Annotated in this window: 20 protein-coding genes; 6 read left to right on the top strand and 14 right to left on the bottom strand. The window is 69.7% G+C overall.

Annotated features, from left to right (window positions below):
* Positions 1-23: 23 nt before the first annotated feature.
* From AC6RUA_RS01855 to AC6RUA_RS01845, 3 genes are all read right to left on the bottom strand, one after another.
* The gene (locus AC6RUA_RS01855) at positions 24-653 is read right to left on the bottom strand and encodes a hypothetical protein (protein WP_499814260.1); all 630 of its coding nucleotides are present in this window, start codon (positions 651-653) and stop codon (positions 24-26) included.
* 89 nt (positions 654-742) lie between these two features.
* Positions 743-1,303 carry a TATA-box-binding protein gene (locus AC6RUA_RS01850; protein ID WP_499814259.1) on the bottom strand — a complete coding sequence of 187 codons (561 nt, stop codon included), beginning with the start codon at positions 1,301-1,303 and terminating at the stop codon, positions 743-745.
* An 81-nt stretch (positions 1,304-1,384) separates the two neighbouring features.
* A complete protein-coding gene (locus AC6RUA_RS01845) occupies positions 1,385-1,822 on the bottom strand; it encodes a hypothetical protein (RefSeq protein ID WP_499814258.1) in 438 nt (145 codons plus the stop codon).
* A gap of 103 nt (positions 1,823-1,925) precedes the next feature.
* Here AC6RUA_RS01845 and AC6RUA_RS01840 point away from each other — a divergent pair, with 103 nt between their 5' ends.
* Positions 1,926-2,783 (top strand): hypothetical protein, encoded by an 858-nt coding sequence (locus tag AC6RUA_RS01840; protein WP_499814257.1) that lies wholly within the window; start codon positions 1,926-1,928, stop codon positions 2,781-2,783.
* 137 nt (positions 2,784-2,920) lie between these two features.
* Here the strand turns inward: AC6RUA_RS01840 and AC6RUA_RS01835 are convergent, their stop codons facing one another.
* Entirely contained in the window at positions 2,921-3,292 is a 372-nt protein-coding gene (locus tag AC6RUA_RS01835; protein ID WP_499814256.1) for a DUF8124 family protein, read from the bottom strand.
* 106 nt (positions 3,293-3,398) lie between these two features.
* Between AC6RUA_RS01835 and AC6RUA_RS01830 the strand changes: the two genes are divergently transcribed.
* The gene (locus AC6RUA_RS01830; protein WP_499814255.1) at positions 3,399-3,680 is read left to right on the top strand and encodes a MoaD/ThiS family protein; all 282 of its coding nucleotides are present in this window, start codon (positions 3,399-3,401) and stop codon (positions 3,678-3,680) included.
* A gap of 9 nt (positions 3,681-3,689) precedes the next feature.
* Here AC6RUA_RS01830 and AC6RUA_RS01825 read toward each other — a convergent pair whose 3' ends face one another.
* The 4 genes from AC6RUA_RS01825 to AC6RUA_RS01810 all read right to left on the bottom strand — a co-directional run bounded on the left by AC6RUA_RS01825 (position 3,690) and on the right by AC6RUA_RS01810 (position 7,920).
* Entirely contained in the window at positions 3,690-5,387 is a 1,698-nt protein-coding gene (locus AC6RUA_RS01825) for an aldehyde ferredoxin oxidoreductase C-terminal domain-containing protein (protein ID WP_499814254.1), read from the bottom strand.
* Complete coding sequence (locus AC6RUA_RS01820; protein WP_499814253.1) at positions 5,360-5,680, bottom strand: DUF7967 family protein; 321 nt, start codon at positions 5,678-5,680, stop codon at positions 5,360-5,362. Before AC6RUA_RS01820 ends, AC6RUA_RS01825 begins: the two co-directional genes overlap by 28 nt.
* Before the next feature lie 81 nt (positions 5,681-5,761).
* Entirely contained in the window at positions 5,762-7,291 is a 1,530-nt protein-coding gene (locus AC6RUA_RS01815; protein WP_499814252.1) for an MATE family efflux transporter, read from the bottom strand.
* Positions 7,288-7,920 carry a TetR/AcrR family transcriptional regulator gene (locus AC6RUA_RS01810; protein WP_499814251.1) on the bottom strand — a complete coding sequence of 211 codons (633 nt, stop codon included), beginning with the start codon at positions 7,918-7,920 and terminating at the stop codon, positions 7,288-7,290. The genes AC6RUA_RS01815 and AC6RUA_RS01810 overlap by 4 nt, the downstream gene beginning before the upstream one ends.
* A 165-nt stretch (positions 7,921-8,085) precedes the next feature.
* On the opposite strand from AC6RUA_RS01810, the gene AC6RUA_RS01805 reads away from it, so the two are divergent.
* Positions 8,086-9,396 carry a phosphoribosylamine--glycine ligase gene (locus tag AC6RUA_RS01805; RefSeq protein WP_499814250.1) on the top strand — a complete coding sequence of 437 codons (1,311 nt, stop codon included), beginning with the start codon at positions 8,086-8,088 and terminating at the stop codon, positions 9,394-9,396.
* A 214-nt stretch (positions 9,397-9,610) separates the two neighbouring features.
* Here AC6RUA_RS01805 and AC6RUA_RS01800 read toward each other — a convergent pair whose 3' ends face one another.
* The gene (locus AC6RUA_RS01800; RefSeq protein ID WP_499814249.1) at positions 9,611-9,805 is read right to left on the bottom strand and encodes a hypothetical protein; all 195 of its coding nucleotides are present in this window, start codon (positions 9,803-9,805) and stop codon (positions 9,611-9,613) included.
* Positions 9,806-10,119: 314 nt separating this feature from the next.
* On the opposite strand from AC6RUA_RS01800, the gene AC6RUA_RS01795 reads away from it, so the two are divergent.
* From AC6RUA_RS01795 to AC6RUA_RS01785, 3 genes are all read left to right on the top strand, one after another.
* Entirely contained in the window at positions 10,120-11,355 is a 1,236-nt protein-coding gene (locus tag AC6RUA_RS01795) for a low temperature requirement protein A (protein ID WP_499814248.1), read from the top strand.
* A 63-nt stretch (positions 11,356-11,418) separates the two neighbouring features.
* Positions 11,419-12,267 carry a QueT transporter family protein gene (locus tag AC6RUA_RS01790; protein WP_499814247.1) on the top strand — a complete coding sequence of 283 codons (849 nt, stop codon included), beginning with the start codon at positions 11,419-11,421 and terminating at the stop codon, positions 12,265-12,267.
* A gap of 213 nt (positions 12,268-12,480) precedes the next feature.
* The gene (locus AC6RUA_RS01785; protein WP_499814246.1) at positions 12,481-13,353 is read left to right on the top strand and encodes an aldo/keto reductase; all 873 of its coding nucleotides are present in this window, start codon (positions 12,481-12,483) and stop codon (positions 13,351-13,353) included.
* 24 nt (positions 13,354-13,377) lie between these two features.
* On the opposite strand, the gene AC6RUA_RS01780 is transcribed toward AC6RUA_RS01785, so the two are convergent.
* The 5 genes from AC6RUA_RS01780 to AC6RUA_RS01760 all read right to left on the bottom strand — a co-directional run bounded on the left by AC6RUA_RS01780 (position 13,378) and on the right by AC6RUA_RS01760 (position 17,494).
* Positions 13,378-13,575 carry a hypothetical protein gene (locus AC6RUA_RS01780; RefSeq protein ID WP_499814245.1) on the bottom strand — a complete coding sequence of 66 codons (198 nt, stop codon included), beginning with the start codon at positions 13,573-13,575 and terminating at the stop codon, positions 13,378-13,380.
* Positions 13,576-13,651: 76 nt separating this feature from the next.
* Complete coding sequence (locus tag AC6RUA_RS01775) at positions 13,652-14,377, bottom strand: energy-coupling factor transporter transmembrane component T family protein (RefSeq protein WP_499814244.1); 726 nt, start codon at positions 14,375-14,377, stop codon at positions 13,652-13,654.
* A 3-nt stretch (positions 14,378-14,380) separates the two neighbouring features.
* Positions 14,381-15,100, bottom strand: a complete 720-nt coding sequence (locus tag AC6RUA_RS01770) for an energy-coupling factor ABC transporter ATP-binding protein (protein WP_499814243.1) — start codon at positions 15,098-15,100, stop codon at positions 14,381-14,383.
* A 7-nt stretch (positions 15,101-15,107) separates the two neighbouring features.
* A complete protein-coding gene (locus AC6RUA_RS01765; protein ID WP_499814242.1) occupies positions 15,108-15,689 on the bottom strand; it encodes a biotin transporter BioY in 582 nt (193 codons plus the stop codon).
* Positions 15,690-15,799: 110 nt separating this feature from the next.
* Positions 15,800-17,494 (bottom strand): NADH-quinone oxidoreductase subunit D, encoded by a 1,695-nt coding sequence (locus AC6RUA_RS01760; RefSeq protein WP_499814241.1) that lies wholly within the window; start codon positions 17,492-17,494, stop codon positions 15,800-15,802.
* Between the last annotated feature and the right edge of the window lie 49 nt (positions 17,495-17,543).

Here is a 17,543-nt window from a genome sequence, read left to right as displayed (position 1 = left end):
CCTCTCCCTCGGTGCCGCCGCGTTCAGTCGCAGTGGCTCTCACACAGCGCGCGCTTCGAGCGATAGCGGCCGCCGCAGTCGGCACACGCGACGAAGCCGTCGCCGGCGTTCGTCCGGACCCGGTGACCGCCGACTTCGAACGCGCGCGTCACCACGCGCGGGCGGATGCGGCCGGGAATCTGGCGCTCCTTGTGCGCCGAGAGGTCGGCCCGGAGCTGGATGGTGTTCACGTCCGCCTCGGTCCACCGGTCCGACGCGACCGCGGCCTCCCAGTCGGCGATCTCGGTCCACCCGGTGACGAGCACCGGCGAGGGCGTGTCCGTGTCGCCGACGACGATGACGTAGCGGACGCCGTCGCGCACGAGCGCGAATCGCCAGCCGTCGGTGGTGTTCCACCGAAGCTGTCCGCGCTCGATGGCCTCGCCGGCGACGGGCAGCGAGACGTACCGGCCCTGCTGTCTGAGACGTTCCCGGAAGTGGTCCGTCTGCGCGTACAGCGTCGGGTCGCGCGGGGGCGCGGAGGAGATGTCGCGAGTCGCGCCCGTCGGAGAATCCGGGGACCGGGTCCGGACGGGGGCGTTCGGTGACGACACGCCACGGCTGTTGTGCTCCGACACCCGGTCGGTGTCGGGGCTGCCCTGTCGGGAAGCCACTATGTCCCGTGGTAAGGTGTGACCCTATAAACGTGTTTCCCCCAATTCGCCGGCTCTGCGACCGCCTCGAGGTTCCCGACCCGGTGTGCTCAGCCGAGCAGGCCGAGCGCCTCGATGCGCTCGACGATCTCCTCGACCGCCTCCTCGGCGTCGTCGGTCCGCTTCCCGCCCGTGATGACGATCTTCCCGGAGCCGAACAGGAGGATGACCACGTCGGGTTCGTCCATCCGGTAGACCAACCCGGGGAACTGCTCGGGCTCGTACTCCACGTCCTCCAGTCCCAGCCCGATCGCCAGCGCGTTGAGGTTGAGCTGGTGGCCCAGGTCGGCCGACGAGACGATGTTCTGGACGGTGATGTCGGGGTCCTCCTCGACGGGGATGGAGAGGCCCCGGAGCTTCTCGAAGATGATGCCGAGCGCGTCGTGAACGTCGGCGATGCTCTTCGCACCCGTGCAGACGATCTTCCCCGAACGGAAGATGAGTGCCGCCGCCTTCGGCTCCTGCGTTCGGTACACGAGGCCGGGGAAGTTGTCCGGGTTGAAATCCGCACCCGGGAGGTCCTCCGCCAGCGCTTCGAGGTCGAGTTCCTGCCCGATCCCCGTCGATGCGACCACGTTCTGAATCTCGATTGAGTCTGCCGGGTCCGTCATGCGTCGTCGTTCCTCGTCCGTTGTTTATAAACCGAGGGTTTATAAAGACGGGTGTCTCCGTCGTCGCTCGCGGTCGGTTCCTCACCGAACCGGGCGACTTTCCCGGGCGTCGACCCGGAGCGCGACCGCTCCGGGCCGGCACGCGGCCAGCGACGCCGCTCGCGCGACGGCGACGTCGAACCGTTCGCACGCCAGCGCCGCCCCGACGACCGCGGGGTCGTGCCCGCCCGCGTGCTCCGTTCCCGGACCGGGCGGTTCCGGCGGCGCCACCGGTCCGTTCGGGCCGAACCCCGGTCCTTCCCGGAGGCCGAGCCACGCTGCCACCGCGGTCAGTAGCGTCGTGGCGACCGGGTCGGGGTCGGACGATTTGCCCGCCGCGTCCCGACGCAGGGGTTCGAGCGCACCGGCCAGCGCCAGTGCGCGTCGGGAGTCACCCGCGGTCAGGGCGTGTTCGACGGCGGCGTCCTGAACGGCCGCTACCGCCGCCCCGGCGTGCGCGTCGCACTCGCGCCCGTCCATCGTCCGCCGGTAGCGGCCTCACGGTGAAAGCGGCGTCGCTCTCGGGAGTGGTTAGAAGTTACCCATAATTTTATGACCTCTTAGATACATACAAAAGCCGAGTATGGCGTCAGAGGGGTACACGGAGAGCGAGCGACCGACCGCGTCCGGCACCGTTCACGCCGCGCCGTCGTCGCTCGCGGCCGCCGCGACCGGGGAGGGAGGACACCACGTTGCGGTGCTCGCGCGCGAAACCGTCGACGAGTGGCACCGTCGGCTGGAGGCCGCCGGCGTACCGCCGGGACACCGACACTTCGTCGCCGTCGACGACACCGTCCGGAGCGCGGCCGGCACCGCCTCCGGACCGCGGACGCGACGGCTCGGCAGCGACGTGTACGTCACCGTCGTCGAACGGCCGCTGGGAGCGGGGTTCGCCGAGTTGCTCGAAGCGGCGCTCGCCGACGCGGACGGCGCGCACGGGTCGCTCGTCGTCGACGACCCCAGCGTGTTCGACGGCGCGGACCTCGGGGACCGACTGACAGGCCTCGCGGGGACGGCGGCCGACGCGGGCGTGGCGCTCCACCTCGGCGTCCCCGACGCCGACGCCGACGCCGCGACGCTCTGGCGCCTGTTCCGGCCGGTCGACGGGGAGACCGAGCGACGCCTCGCTACCGCGGCCCTCGCGCACCTGCGCCGGACGGACCCGACGAACTTCGGGTACCTCCGGCGCCACTGGCGAGAGGCGCGCCGTGGGCTGGAGGCCGTGGGGATGACGTACCCGCAGGCGAGGCAGATTCACGCCGCAATCCCCGACCCAGACACCACGACCCGGACGCTCGGCGCGGCGCTCCAGGCGTTCGTCAAACTCGGCGCACTCGGCGTGTGGGGGGAGACCGTCGCCGCGAACCGCTACGACCTGACCGGCTACGACCCCGAACGCGTCGCCGCCATCGGCGACGCGCTGGACACGCTCACCGACTGACGCCACGCGCTCCTGCGCGCGACGCACAGACACCGCTGGACGAACTCGACGTCCTCCGATTTTAGCGGCCGGAGGGTGACCGAGTCGCCGTGAAGGGACGTTGACCGGGAGTACCCCGCGGTCTCGCGAGTCGACGGCTACGGCCGCGCGTCCGACTCCCCCGGCACGGACAGCGAGTGGCCGAGGACGGTCCCGTCGGGGCGCATCGTGACCGTCCCGAGCGTGACGGTGTCACCCTCGGACGCCCGCGCGCCGACGGCGCGCAGCGTCTCTCGCTTGTCGAGGACGTCCCACGTCGCCGCCTCGATGCGCCGCTGGAACGACTCGGGGTCGCGCCACTCCGAGTCGATGGCCGAGGGGACGTGGACGACGAAGCGGAACTCCGCCTCGGTGACCTCGATGCCGACGCCGAACGTGTCCCCCTCGTCGGCGCCGTCCCCCCCACCAGGCTCCCGTCGCTCGACACGCTCGCCGCCCGCGTCGTCGGTGTCGGTCGGGTCGTCGCTCATCGGCGGCCGTTGCGGGTCGACGGGTAAAGCCGCTCCGGAGCGCCCGTCGCCGCGGGCGTCGTGAGGAACCGTCGGCTACAAGACGACCGCCCGCTTCGTTTCGAGTGTGCAGGTGGAGTGTCGATTCTTCGGCCCGTTCCGGGACGACACCGGCGAGTCGGTCGTCGTGCGAGAGACAGACGCCGGAACCGTCGGTGAACTCCTCGCGGAACTGGAGGACGCGCATCCGTCGCTCGCCGGGCGACTCGTCGCCGAGAACGGCGACGGGACCGCCGGGTCGACGGTCGTGACGAAGGAGAAACGCGACGTGCGGCACCTCGACGGTCTCGACACCGTACTGGCCGAGGGCGACGTGATTCGACTCGTTCCGTCGGTGTACGGCGGGTAGGCGGACCGGTCAGTCGCCCGAGACGGCCTGGACTCCGACCGCGCTGTCGTCGACGGCGTCGAGGCTCCCCTCGGGCACCGTCCCGTCGTCGTTCCAGCCGCGCGCCTCGTAGTACTCCTGAATCGCCGCGTCGAGGTCCGGCACCTCCTCGTCGTACGGCAGGCCGTCGGCGTCGGCCGCGGTGCCGCGCCGGTTGTTGAAGTGTCGCTCGCGCGCGACGACGCGCGCGCCGATTTCGAGCAGGTGTTCGTACTCCGTCTCCAGTAGTGTCGCGAGGCGGTCGTCGGTGACGTAGTCGCCCGCGAACGCGCAGACAACACCGGAGTCGCGGATGACGTTGCGGTTCTCCTCGTGGACGAGACGCTCGGCCTTGCCCAGCGTCCCCTCGGGGTCGAGTTCGCCCGAGTACTCCAGGCCCAGCATGCCGCCGTACATGTGGTCCGCGCCGCGGTTCGCCACCGCGTACGAGAGCCCCTGTCCGTGGAGGACGCGCCCGTCGTGTGCGGCGAACTCCATCCCCTTGACCGTGTAGTCGTTCACTCCGAGGTCCTCGTGCGCTCGGGCGACGCCCTCCGCGAGCAGGTCGCCGACCCCCTCGCGGCGGGCGATCTTCTCGGTCACTTCCTGTGCGAGGTCGGCGTCGCCGAACGCGTCCTCGCTCTTGAGGTAGGCGGCGACGGTGACGCCCGCCGAGATGGTGTCCATCCCCAACTCGTCGCAGAGTTCGTTCGCCTTCATCACCTCCACGATGTCGCCGACGCCCTGGCACGAGCCGAACGCGTACACCGTCTCGAACTCGGGCCCCTCCGTCTCGACGCCCGTCTCCTCGTCGCGCGTGGGCAGTTTGCAGGCGTACGCGCACTGCGAGCAGGCGCCCTTCTTGTACTTCTTCGACTCGACGGCGTCGCCGCCGATGCCGTCGGCCGACTCGAACTCGTACTCGTCGAAGTAACGCGTCGGGAGCGCGAAGTTGTCGTTGATGAACTCCGTCCCGCCGGTCGTCCCCTGCCGCTTCATCTGGTCGTCGCTCGTCGCCGCCTCGCGGTGGACGTCCATCGCCGGCGGGTTCGACACCTCGATGTCCGGCCGGGAGTCGCCCTCGAACGTGACGCACTTGACGTTCTTCGAGCCGAGCACGGCGCCGAGTCCGCCGCGGCCGAACGCGCGCGAGTCGAACGTCATCACCGACGCGAAGCGGACGAGGTTCTCCCCCGCCGGGCCGACGGTGATGCAGTGCTCCGCGCCCAGGTCGTGTTCGGCGGCCACGTACTCGGACGTCTCCGACACCGTCGCCCCCTCGAGTTCGGGCACCTCCTCGAACGTGACTCCCTCGTCGGTGACGTGGACCGCGAGCAGGTCGTCGCTCGCACCGACGAACTCGACGACGGAGTAGCCCGTGTCGGCGAAGTTGCGCGAGAGGTACCCCCCGGCGTTCGTAGAGACGAGGCCGTCGGTGAGCGGCGAGAGGCCCGTCATGTTCATCCGACCGGTGAAGCTCATCTGCGACATCTGCATCGGTCCCGTCGAGAGGTACGCTCGGTTCTCCGGGCCGAACGGGTCGGCGTCGAACGGGATGCGGTCGTGCGCGAGCGCGGTCGCCGCCGCTCGCCCACCGATGAACTCGGACAGTACGTCGGAGACGTCCGTCTCCTCGACGGTGCGCTCCGAGAGGTCGACGGTCAACAGCGGACCCTCGGCGTGAAGCATGGTGTATCCATACGTGTAGAGGGGCAAAACCGTGGTCCATCCCCCCAGGGGGTTGCCGGTACCGTGGGGTACCGGGGCTCTGTTCCCGGCCGCGCGGCGGCTCGGACGTCGCCGTCCGAGTCGCAGCGCTCGGCCACCCGGGTCGTCCCGGCGGCGTACCGCGTGCGGTCTTCGGGGTCGGTCACGGCGCCGAGTTCTGCGGTCGGGACCGACGGCCGCGCGTCGGTCGTCGGCGAACCTCGCGAGCGCGCTCCTCGCGGAGGGAGTGCTCGCCGTCTGGGCGTCGCGCACACGAGGGCGACGAGGTCGGGTTCGCGTCGCGCACACCCGCGCCGGTTCTCGACCGGTCACAGAGCGAGGCGTCTCCGCCCCGTTCAGTCGTCGTCCGCGGCCGGGGCGGTGCCGGGTTCCCCGTCGTCGTCGAGCGTCGGGGCCCCGCGCGGGTCCGCGTCGCGCCACGTCCCCCGCTGGTACCACGCGTACGCGATGAGCGCGCCGGCGGCGTTCGAGACGGCGAACGAGAGCCAGATGCTGGTCGACCCGAACGACGCGACGTCGAGGAACGCCGGCGGCCGGACGGCGAAGTACGCTATCGGCAGCCGGATGAACCCGAGCATCGTGATGGCGATGACCGCGGCCGTGAGCGTCTTGCCCGCGCCGCGGAAGCTCCCGGTGTACGCGCGCATCACGCCGATGAACCCGAACGAGGGGGCGACCCAGCGGAGGAAGTCGCGGGTGACGGCGATGACCTGCGGGTCGTCGGTGAACACGTTCGCGATGGGCGCGGCCGCCAGCCAGACCACGACGCCCGCGCCGGCGAGGATGACGAACATCCACTTCGCGGCCACCCGCGCCGCCTCCGCGGCCCGGTCGGGCTCTTCGGCCCCGATGTTCTGGCCGGTCATGGTCTCGACCCCGCGGGCGACGGCGATGGCCGGGAGGAAGATGACCGAGAACACCCGGACGCCGATGCCGTAGCCGGCGACGACGGCCGTCGGGAACAGGCCGACGATGACGAGCATCAGGTTCACCGACAGTGCACGGCCCGTTCCCTCGATGGACGCGGGAACGCCGATGGCGACGATCTTCCGCGCGTACGAGAAGTCGGGCGCCATCTCCGAGAGGTGGATCTCGACGCCGCGCGTCCCGCGGAACATGATGGCGAGGCCGACCACGAGCGCGACGGCGCGCGAGAACACCGTCGCGTACGCCGCGCCGGCCATCCCCGACCCGGTGTAACCGGTGGCCGCGAGGAGGCTCGATTCGACCTCCCGCAGGCCGAGCATGCCGAACAGCGGGTTGGCGTCGAAGCCGAAGATGAGCAGCGGGTCGATGACGATGTTGAGCACGACCGTCCCCAACATCACGAGCATCGGCGTGATCGTGTCGCCGTACCCGCGCATCAGCGCGATGAACACGAAGAAGCCGAACATGAACGGCAGTCCCCCGGAGATGACGCGCATGTAGTCGGTCGCGAGCGGCAACACGTCCGGCGACGCCCCGAGCAAGCCGAGGAAGTCGCCGACGACCGCCACCCCGACGGCACCGAGGACGGCCGCCGCGCCGATGCCGAACGTCACCGTCTGGGAGGCGGCGTACTCCGCTTGCGCCGGCTCGTTCGCGCCGGTGTGCTGGGCGACGAGGACGCTCCCCGCGACGCTGATACCCATCCCGAGCGCGATCAGGAGGAACACCATCGGGAACGCGAACGAGATGGCCGCCAGCGCCTCCGTGGAGAACTGACCGAGCCAGAACGTGTCGGCCAGGTTGTACGCCGTCTGGAGCAGGTTGGTGATGACGATGGGGAGCGAGAGGTAGAATAGCGGCTTGCCGATGCCTCCCGACGTGAGGTCGAACTCGTCGCGTCCCTTGAACACCGACGACAGCCGTTCGCGGACGCTCACGCGGAGTCCTCCCCGTCGTCGTCTCCGTCCACGAACGAGACGCTCGCGTCGGCCGCGAGCAGCGAGTCGACGTAGCGGACGAGCAACTCGCGCATGGCGTCGACGTCCGACCCGACGGCCGCGGACCGAGTCCACGTCCCCTGAACGTACGTGACGACGTGCCCCGCCACCTCGTCGGGGTCGGTGTCGGGCGCGAACTGTCCGTCGTCGACGCCGGCCGCGACGAGGTCACGGACCTGCTCGCGCACGTGGTCGTCGACACGGCGAAGCCGGTCGCGGTAACCGTCGCGGTACGGCGCCTGCGCTTTGATCTCCATCAGCGCCGTCGTGAACTGCTGGTCCGCGCCGTCGTCCGGCGTCGAGAGTATCGTTCCGAGGAGGGCGACGAGTCGCTCTGCCGGCGTGTCACCGGCCGGGTCGGCCGTCCGCTCGAGGAAGTCGTCGTTGAGGTGGTCGAGGAACCGGAGCAGGAGGTCCCGTTTCCCCTCGAAGTGGTAGTGGAGGGCCGCCTTGCTCTTGTCCGTCTCGTCGGCGATGTCCTGCATGGTGAGGTCGGCGTACCCGTGCGCGCAGAGCGCACAGTACGTCGCATCCATGAACTCCGTCTCGGCGTCGTGCTCCTGACTCATCTGGTGAACCGGCCGGCCGGTGGCCGTCGTTGTCAAAAGCTGACTGGCCAGTCAGTCAAGTGTTTCGGTTCGTAACCCCCCGTGGACGCCTCCCCCGGCGTCGTCTCGGAGACGGCCTCTCGGGAGGTTGCCGATTTATGTGCGACGCGCGGGAGTGGAGGAACCATGGACGCCAAGAACTTCCTGTTCCTCTCGCTCGACGCGGCCCTCGTCGGCGACGTCGCGTGGCAGGTGGTGAAGGAGGGCCACGACGTCAAGTACTACATCGAGGCCGAGGCCGACCGGGAGATCACCGACGGGTTCGTCCCCAAGACCGACGACTGGCGGGCCGAACTCGACTGGGCCGACGTCGTCGTGTTCGACGACATCTGGGTCGGGAGCGACGTCGGGACCGGCGGACTCGCCCGCGAACTCCGGGCGGAGGGGCACGCGGTGGTCGGCGGGACCCCAAACACGGACGAACTGGAGGACGACCGGGGGTACGCGATGGAGGTGCTGGAGGCTCACGGGGTGGAGGTCCTGGAGCACCGGGAGTTCTCCGACTTCGACGAGGCAATCGAGTTCGTCCGCGACAACCCGAGTCCCTACGTCATCAAGCCACTCGGGGAGGTACAGAACGTCAAGCGACTGCTGTACGTCGGTCAGGAGGACGACGGGAGCGACGTCGTCGACGTCCTCCGGGCGTACAAGAAGGCGTGGGGCGAGCGGATGAAGGGGTTCCAGCTCCAGCGCCGCGTCTCCGGCGTCGAGGTGGCGGTCTGTGGCTTCTTCAACGGGGAGACGTTCCTCGATCCCATCAACTTCAACTTCGAGCACAAGAAGCTCTTCCCCGGAAACATCGGCCCGGCGACGGGTGAGATGGGGACGAGCATGTTCTGGGCCGGACAGAATCAACTGTTCGAGCAGACGCTCGGGAGGCTGGAGGACTGGCTTGCCGACGAAGGGTACGTCGGGAGCATCGACCTCAACTGCATCGTGAACGGCGAGGGAATCTACCCGCTGGAGTTCACCCCGCGGTTCGGATATCCGACAATTGTACTACAAGAAGAGGCCATGAATACACCCACGGGTGAATTCTTCTACCGGCTCGCGAACGGCGAGGACTTCGATATCGACGTCCACCAGGGGTACCAGATAGCGGTCCGCATCTGCGTTCCCCCGTTCCCGTTCGACGACGAGAAGACGTTCGACGAGAACTCCCGAAACGCGGCCATCGTCTTCGATACCGACGACAGGGAGGGAATCCACATCGAGGACACGAAGCGAATCGACGGGCAGTGGCGGGTCGCGGGGGAGTCGGGCATCGTCCTCGTCGCCACGGGCAAAGGCGAGACGATGCGGGACGCACAGGAACAGGTGTACGACCGCGTCGAGAACGTCCTCATCCCGAACCTCTACTACCGCGACGACATCGGCGAGCGGTGGATAGAGAACGACGGCGACAGGCTACTGGCGTGGGGGTACCTGGGGCCGTAAGGCGGGGCGGGAACTCCGCCACGGCGAGGGGTCCGCTCGTCGTTCGCGACCGGTACGAGAGGGCGACGTCGGACCGCGGGTCAGGCGCCTCCGGTTCGCTGGGACGGCTCGCCCCTCGTTTCGACTCCGACCCAGAGAGGGGTGAGGACTGGTGAGCGCGGGCGTGCATCCCCTTCACTCGGAGCCTCCGATCGTTCGCGCCGACCCGAGAGCGCTACTCCGTCGGAGCGGGGTGCGGCTCGGCGTCCAGCGTGTAGGCCCAGGGGACGACGTACGCCAGCGTGACCGACACGGCGGACCCGGCGAGCAGGGCGCTGAGACGGTCGGCCTCGGTCGGGCGGGGGGCTCCGACGAGGAGTACGGCTCCGAGGAGGAGGAAGAACGCGACGGTCTGAACGAGACGGGGCATGCACGGACACGGGGGTCGCTCAGGGATAGGAGCGTCGGTGGTAGGCGAGGCGTCGAACTCCACGCCGTAACCGCCCCTGTGACGGCCGTGCCGCCGCGGCCGTCTTCCCGTAATCGCCGTGGGTTTCCAGACGGGCTGGCGTGTCGAATGGGAGTCGTCCTCGGCGCCGGTGGGACTTCGTCTCCCGGCAGACTAGGAGTGAAGTATAAGCCGACCGACTCGTATACTGACGAACCGCTCATGATGACTGCGGCAGCGAACACGCACAGAGGCGGGCTGGTGTTTCGGAGCCGGATACGGCGGCGTGACCGGCGATGAGTTCGTTCGCCCACTCGTTTCTGGCCTCGCTACGACGGCCGGTGTCGGTGTACGCAGAGCAAGGAGGTGTGCCGCGACACGCGACGTGGCTGGAGTTGTTCTTCGACCTCGTGTTCATCGTCGCCGTCGCCGAACTCGGGGCGTTGCTCCGCGAGGGGTTGTCGCTCGGGGCGCTCCTCGAGTACGTGAGCCTGTTCATCCTCGTCTGGTGGGCGTGGGTCGGGTTCAGCTACTACGCCGACGTCTTCGAGACGAACGACCTCTTCTCGCAGGTGGCGCTCATCGTCGTGATGTTCGGCGTCATTATCATGTCCCAGACGATCCGGGACGCCCTCCACGGCGGGTCGTTTGGGTTCGCGGCCGCGTTCCTCTTCTTGCGCCTGCTCTACATCGGCCTCACGGTACGAGGCTGGTACCTCGTGTCCGGGTCGGACAAGTTCTTCAGGTACTGGGTCACGTTCAGCTCCCTGTCGACCGTCACGTGGGCGTTGTCGCTGTTCTACTCCGTCCCGAGTCGGTACGGACTCTGGATATCGGCGTTCCTCTTGGAACTGGCTGGCATCGGCATCGTCTACCTGGTCTTCGACAAGGTACCGGTTCAGTCGTCCCACTTCCCCGAGCGACTCGGACTGTTCACGATACTCGTCCTCGGCGAGACCATCCTCGCGGTCGCCGCCGGGGCGGAGGGCGCCGACTGGATCCTCCGGTCGGGACTGACCGCTCTCGGTGGGTTCTCGGCCGCCGTGTCGGTGTGGTGGCTCTACTTCAACAACTTCGACGAGCGGACCATCGACCGGGTCCTCGGGGGAATCGAGGTCCACTGGATACGGATGCGAGAACGGATGTTGGTCTACGTCTTCGGGCACTTCTTCGTCTTCACCGGTATCGGCGCCACGGGCGTCGGCATCGAAGCAGCGATCGAAGCTTCGATCGCCGGTCACGAGATGGAACCCATCGCTCGGGTGGTGCTCGCCAGCGGCATCGCCGCCTTCCTCCTCGGGAGCAGCGTCACTCACCGGGTGATGCCGACTCCGCTCCACCACCACCTGTTCCTGGCCCGACTCGCGACGGCGGTGTTCGTCGGTGTCGGCGCCTTCGTCGGGAGTCACGTCGCCCCGGTCGTCGCGGTCTGGAGTATCGCGCTTCTGCTGTTCGGACTCGCCGTCTTCGAAGGCGTCTACCGACACGCCCGCTCGCGCTCGGCCTCGTCGGAACCGGGAGCGGACAGATGATACCGGGCGCGCTGTTCGCCGTGGTCACAGCGACGGTACCGAACTCACGGGAGGGTGGGGCTGGTGCGTGAGGTCGTACTGATGTGGCGGGACTTGCGGATGATCATCCTCACGGTGGTCGTGACCGCGGTGTACACCGCCGTCCTCATCCCGTTCAAGGGGTTCGTCCTCGTCGAGGGGTTCACCGAGGTTCGTGTCGCGAACGTGTTTCCGGTCGTGTTCAGCCTCATGTTCGGTCCTGCGGCCGCGTGGGGAGCGGCGTTCGGGAACCTCATCGCGGACGTGTTCGGCGGCACGCTCACCCGCGGGAGTGCCTTCGGATTCGTGGGGAACTTCTTCTTTGGGTTCGCGGGCTACAAGCTCTGGGGGAACCTCGGACGCCTCTCCTGTGACCGGGAGCCGACCATGCGGTCCGCGAACCAGGTGGTCGAGTTCGTCGTCGTCGCGTTCGTCTCCTCGGCCGGGACCGGCGCGATCATCGCGTGGGGGCTCGAACTCCTGGGCCTGCTCCCGTTCTCCGTACTCGGCACCGTCATCCTCGTCAACAACTTCCTGATCGCCGCCGTCCTCGGTCCCCCGCTGCTCCACTTCCTCTATCCGCGGGCCAAGCGGGACGGGCTCCTCTACCCGGACCTGATGCGGGCCGGGGACCTCCCGTCGGTGAGCGACTCCCGACAGCGGCGCGCCGGCACCGCCATCGCCGTCGTCGCCGTGGCCTGGGTGGTAGTCGGAATCGGGATAAGCGTCGGCGTACAGGGAGTGCCGCTCGGCGCGACTCCCGGGAACGTCCCGCCACCCCTCCCCGGAGAGGCGCGGATACAGTTCGTCGTGGGTGCGGTCGCACTGGCGGCGCTCCTCGTGTCGAGTGCGGTCTCCGGCGAACAGCTGTCGAAGTTCCGCTCGGAGAGCTAGGACCCGCCCCCGCGGTCGCCTGGGTTCGAAAAGCTCGCCGTCGGTCCGGCCGTCCCGCCCCGGCGCAGTCGGCTCGTAGTGGCTGACGGACCGCCGACTGCCTCGGCGGCCGTCCCCCGACGGACCGAAATCCCGTCGGGCGGGACCGCGGGTCGTCGTCTGGACCCCGGACGGCCGTCAGGTCCATCCATCACGCGTCCCTCGCTCGAACCGATGAGCGATACCAGCGAGACGCCGGACGCGAGCGCCGCGGGAACGTTCGAGTTGGACGGGGAGACGACGGTGACCCGCCTCGGGTTCGGCGCCATGCGCCTCTGCGGCGACGACATCATCGGTCGACCGGACGACGAGGAGAACGCCCGCGAGGTGGCCCGCCGGGCGGTCGAACTGGGCGTCGACTTCGTCGACACCGCCGACTCGTACGGCCCGGGCGTCTCCGAGCGCCTGCTCCGGGAGGCCGACGTCCCCGAGGACGCCGTCGTCGCCACCAAGGCCGGCCTCCTCCGCGACGCCAGCGGCGAGTGGAAGCCGCACGGCGACCCGGAGTACGTCCGGAACCAACTGCTCGTGAGCAAGGACCGCCTCGGCGTCGACGCCATCGACCTCTACCAGTTCCACCGACCGGACCCGGAGACGCCGTTCGCGGACAGCGTGGCGGCCTTCGCGGAGTTGAAGGACGAGGGGCACGTCGACCACGTCGGCCTCTCGAACGTCTCGGTCGAGCAGTTGGACGAGGCGCGCGAGCAGGTCGAAGTGGCGACGGTCCAGAACCAGTACAACGTGACCGACCGCGAGGACGAGGCAGTCCTCGAGGCGTGCGAGGAGAACGACGTCGGCTTCATCCCGTACTTCCCCATCGGGGGCGGCGGGGGCGACTTCGGCGACGTGGGGGACGCGCTCGACGACGTGGCCGACGCGCACGACGCGACGCGACGGCAGGTCGCGCTCGCGTGGCTGCTCGACCACTCGGACGTGACGCTCCCCATCCCGGGAACGTCGAGTCTGGACCACCTCGCGGAGAACGTCGCCGCCGCCGACCTCTCGCTGTCGAGCGAGGAGACGGAGCGGCTGACCGACGCGACCTGAGGCGGTCCCTCCGGTCGTCCCCGGTCAGGCCGACCGCCATCGCTGCAGGTCGCGGACGACGAGCGCGCCCGCGACCCCGAGCACGAGCAGGCCCACCGCGGCCGCGATCATCGAGTTACCGATGGAGAGTCCGAACAGCACCGCGAGCCCCGCGACTACGGCGACGACGCCGATGACGAGATATCGAATCAGCCAGTCCTCCGCTCCTCGCGTCTCGCTCATTCTCGTCCGTGCGTTGCCGCACGGGCGGTAAAAAGCCCGTCGTCATCCGTTCGGCGGCGCGGCCGGAGCCGTCGGGTCACGCGACCCCGGGCAGCGCCGGCGCGAGCGCCCACGCCGCCAGTCCGAGCGCGAACGCCAGTCCGGCGTAGTCGGGACGTGACCACGCCAGCGGGGGCGGCGTCGGGTTCCACGAGAGACAGCGCGCTCGCAGCGCCAGCGCGAGGCGGTCGGCCCGACCGAGCGCCCGGCCGAGTCCCGCGGTGGCGACGAGACGGACCCGCTCGCGGACCGGCCGTTCGGTTCCGAGACGGGCGTGCATCGCCGTCCGGGCGCGGCGAACGTCCTCCTGTAGTACGGGGAGGAACCGGAACACCAGCGCGACGCCGACGGCGAGGAACCGGCCCGGGCGGCCGGGGACGGCCCACGCGACGGCCGCCTCCGACTCGCGGACCGGCGTCGTGCGGACGTACGCGGCCGCGAGCACGAGTAGGAGGAGCGTCCGGTACGACGCGAGCGCCGGTGGAACCGCCTCCACCGGCACGACCCACGGCGGCCCGAGCGTCGCGGCTTCGAGCGCGGGCGCGGCGAGCAGGAACGGGAGGACTGCCCGGACCTCGGCGAGCGCCGCGACCGGCGAGAGTCGACAGCCCGCGAGCGCGAGCGCCGTCGCGCCCGTGAGCACCGCGAGCCCGCGCGGCGTGGTGTGGGCGAACGCCGCCGCGGCGAACGCCGCCTGCAGCGCCAGTTTCGTCCGCGGGTCGAGCCGGTGTCCGACCGACTCACCCGGTTCGTAGCGGAGCACCCGTCACCCTCCGTCGGCGGCCCCCGCGGGCGCGCGTACCGGAAGCCCGTCGAGGGCCGCAAGCGCCTCGGCCGGCGGGGCGTCGAGCGCGACTCGGCCGCCGTCGAGAACGACGATTCGCTCCGCGAGCGCCGCGAGGTCCCTGAGGTCGTGCGTCACGACGACTACGCCCGTCCCGTCGGCGTGCAGGTCGCGCAGGTGACCGAGCACCGCGCGTCGGGCGGGGGCGTCCAGGCCGGCGAACGGTTCGTCCAGCACGAGGTGTGCGGGGCGCATCGCCAGCGCGCCCGCGATGGCGACGCGCCGCCGTTCGCCTCCCGAGAGTCGGTCGATGCGCTCGCGCCCTCGACCCTCCATCCCGACCGCCGCGAGCGCGCCGGCCACGCGCGCGTCGATTTCGTCCCGCGGGAGACCGAGGTTCTCCGGACCGAACGCCACGTCCGCGCCCACGGTGGCGGCGACGAAGCAGTCGCGCGCGTTCTGGAACGTCATCCCCACCGCCGTACGGGCGGCGACCAGGTCCTCCGCGACCGGCGTCCCGTCGACCAGCACCGCTCCCTGGTCGGGGGTGAGCAGGCCGTTGAACTGCCGGACGAGCGTCGTCTTTCCGGAACCGTTCGCGCCCGCGAGCACGAGGAACTCCCCGTCCGAAATCGCGAGCGAGACCCCGTCGAGCGCCGTCGCGTCGCCGTAGCGGTAGGTCAGGTCGCGGACCCGGATCACGACCGTCTCACCGGGCGACGACCGCGTCGCTCCGGACGATGGCGACGGCGGCGGCGGCTTTCAGCGCCTCGGCGGGCACGAACGGGACGGCGGCCGCCAGCACCGCCGTGGCGAGACTCACGTCCCCGACGAGCGCGAACCCGACGGTGCCGAACGCGTAGACGAGCAGCGTGGCGGCGGCCATTCCGGCGACGAGCCTCCCCACCCCGACCGTCGACGGGTCTCGCAGGTCGCCGGTGCCGTGGACCGCGAAGCCGACCACCGCCGCCGCGGGCGGGTACGACCACAGGTACCCCCCCCACTGTCCGAACAGCGAGCCGAGTCCGGCGGTGCCGGCCGCGAACACTGGTGCGCCCACCGCGCCGGCGAGGAGGTACAACGAGAGGGACGCGAACCCCCAGACCGGGCCGAGGAACGCCCCGGCGAGGAAGACGCCGAGGACCTGGAGCGTGAACGGAACCGACGTGACCGGTAGCTGGAACGAGACGTACGCGAACACGCCCGTCAGCGCCGCGAACAGCGCCGCGCGGGCGAGGTTGCCGACCGCCTCCTCGCCGACGAGTTCGACCGCTTCGGTGCGAGTGCTCATACCGGACCGTCAACCGAGTACGGGATGAGGTTTACGGACTCCGACGGGACGTCACGGGCGGCGGTGCTCCGTCGTCGAACCCGGCCGAGACTCGGCGGTCGTTCGCCCGCTCAGCGGTCCACCTCCCCCATGATGGTGTCGAGGCTGCCGAGCGACGCGATGAGGTCCGGCACGTACTCCCCCTCGGAGAGTTCCGGGAGTGTCTGGAGGTTCGAGAACGACGCGCCGCGAATCTTGAACCGCCCGGGTTTGTCGGTGCCGTCGGCGCGGATGTAGATGCCGAGTTCGCCCTTGGCGGCTTCGACCGCGCGGTACACCTCGGTGTCCGCTTCGGGCTTGAGCGTCCGGGGGACGTTCGCCTGGATGGTCCGGTCGTCCTCCGGCCAGTCCTCCAGCAGGTCCACGCACTGCTCGATTATCTTCGCCGACTCCTCCACCTCCCGCAGACGGACGAGCAGGCGAGCGTAGTTGTCACAGCCGTCCTCGGTGACGACGTCCCAGTCGAGTTCGTCGTAGTAGCCGTACGGGTCGTCCCGGCGCAGGTCGTAGTCGACGCCCGACCCGCGCGCGACCGGACCGGTCGCCCCGTAGCTCTTCGCGACTCCGGGCGGCAGCACGCCCGTGTCGACCGTCCGCATCTGGATTATCTCGTTCGCCGAGAGCAGGTCGTGGTACTCCTCGAGCGCCTCCGGGAGGTCCTCCATGAAGTCGCGTATCTTCTCGAAGAACTCCTCGCGGGGTTCCGGGAGGTCCCAGACGACGCCGCCGAGCCGGAAGTAGTTGAACATCAGCCGCTGGCCCGTCAGGTCCTCCAGGATGTTCTGGGCCTTCTCGCGGTCCCGGATGGCGTACATGAACGTCGCGGTGAAGTCCCCGATGACGTCCAGCGCGTACGCGCCGACCGCGAGGAAGTGCGAGAGGAGCCGCGAGAGTTCCGCGCTCATCGTCCGGACGACCTGTGCGTACTCGGGCACCTCGATGTCCGCGAGGGTCTCTGCCGTCCGCGCGTACGCCCACTCGTTCAACAGGCCGGCCCCGCCCCAGTCCCAGCGGTCGGGGTACGGCATTATCTGGTGGCGGTACGTGTGAGTCTGGCCCATCTGCTCTTCACACCGGTGGATGTAGCCGATGTCGGGGTCGGCGTCGACCACCTGTTCGCCGTCGAGCGTCACCTCGACGTGGAGGACGCCGTGGGTCGCCGGGTGGTGCGGCCCGATGTTGAGGAGCATCGTGTCCGTCCCGCCGTCTCCCTGGCTCTCGACTCCGTCTCCCCCCTCCACCCGCCGGTCCGCCTGGAGCGGGTTGGCGTTCTCGACGTACGGGACGACTTGGGGCCGGTTCTGGTCGTAGTCGAGCGAGAGGGGGTGGCCCTGCCAGGTTTCGGGCAGGAGGATGCGCCGGAGGTCGGGGTGGTCGTCGTACTCGATTCCCACGAGGTCGTACGCCTCTCGCTCGTGCCAGTCGGCGGTCCGGAAGACGGGTTCGGCCGACTCGGAGACCGGGTTCTCGCGGTCCGTCGGGACGACCACGCTCACCTCCTGTGTGGGGTCGTCGTACTTCTTGAGGTGGTAGATGGACTCGTAGCGGTCCTCGTACTCCTGGGCCGTGACGCACGAGAGGTGGTCGTACCCCGCCTCCGTGCGGAGCGTCGAGAGCACGTCCTGGACCGAATCCGGACCGATGACGTACCCCGGCGCGTTCATGTGCTCCTCTCGCCCGACGACGTGTTCGCCCAGCAGTTCCGCCAGCCCGTCCGCGTCGCGGTCACCCGTCGCGTCCGCCGACTCGGGTGATTCGAGGCTCATACCGGACGTCGCGTCGCTACCGTCCAGTCGGTTCTGCCGCGCTGATGGG

This window comes from Halorarum sp. SLYT50, from assembly GCF_059821265.1.
The sequence above is the reverse complement of the archived record's forward strand: the minus strand, read 5'-3'. Positions and strand labels throughout refer to the sequence as shown.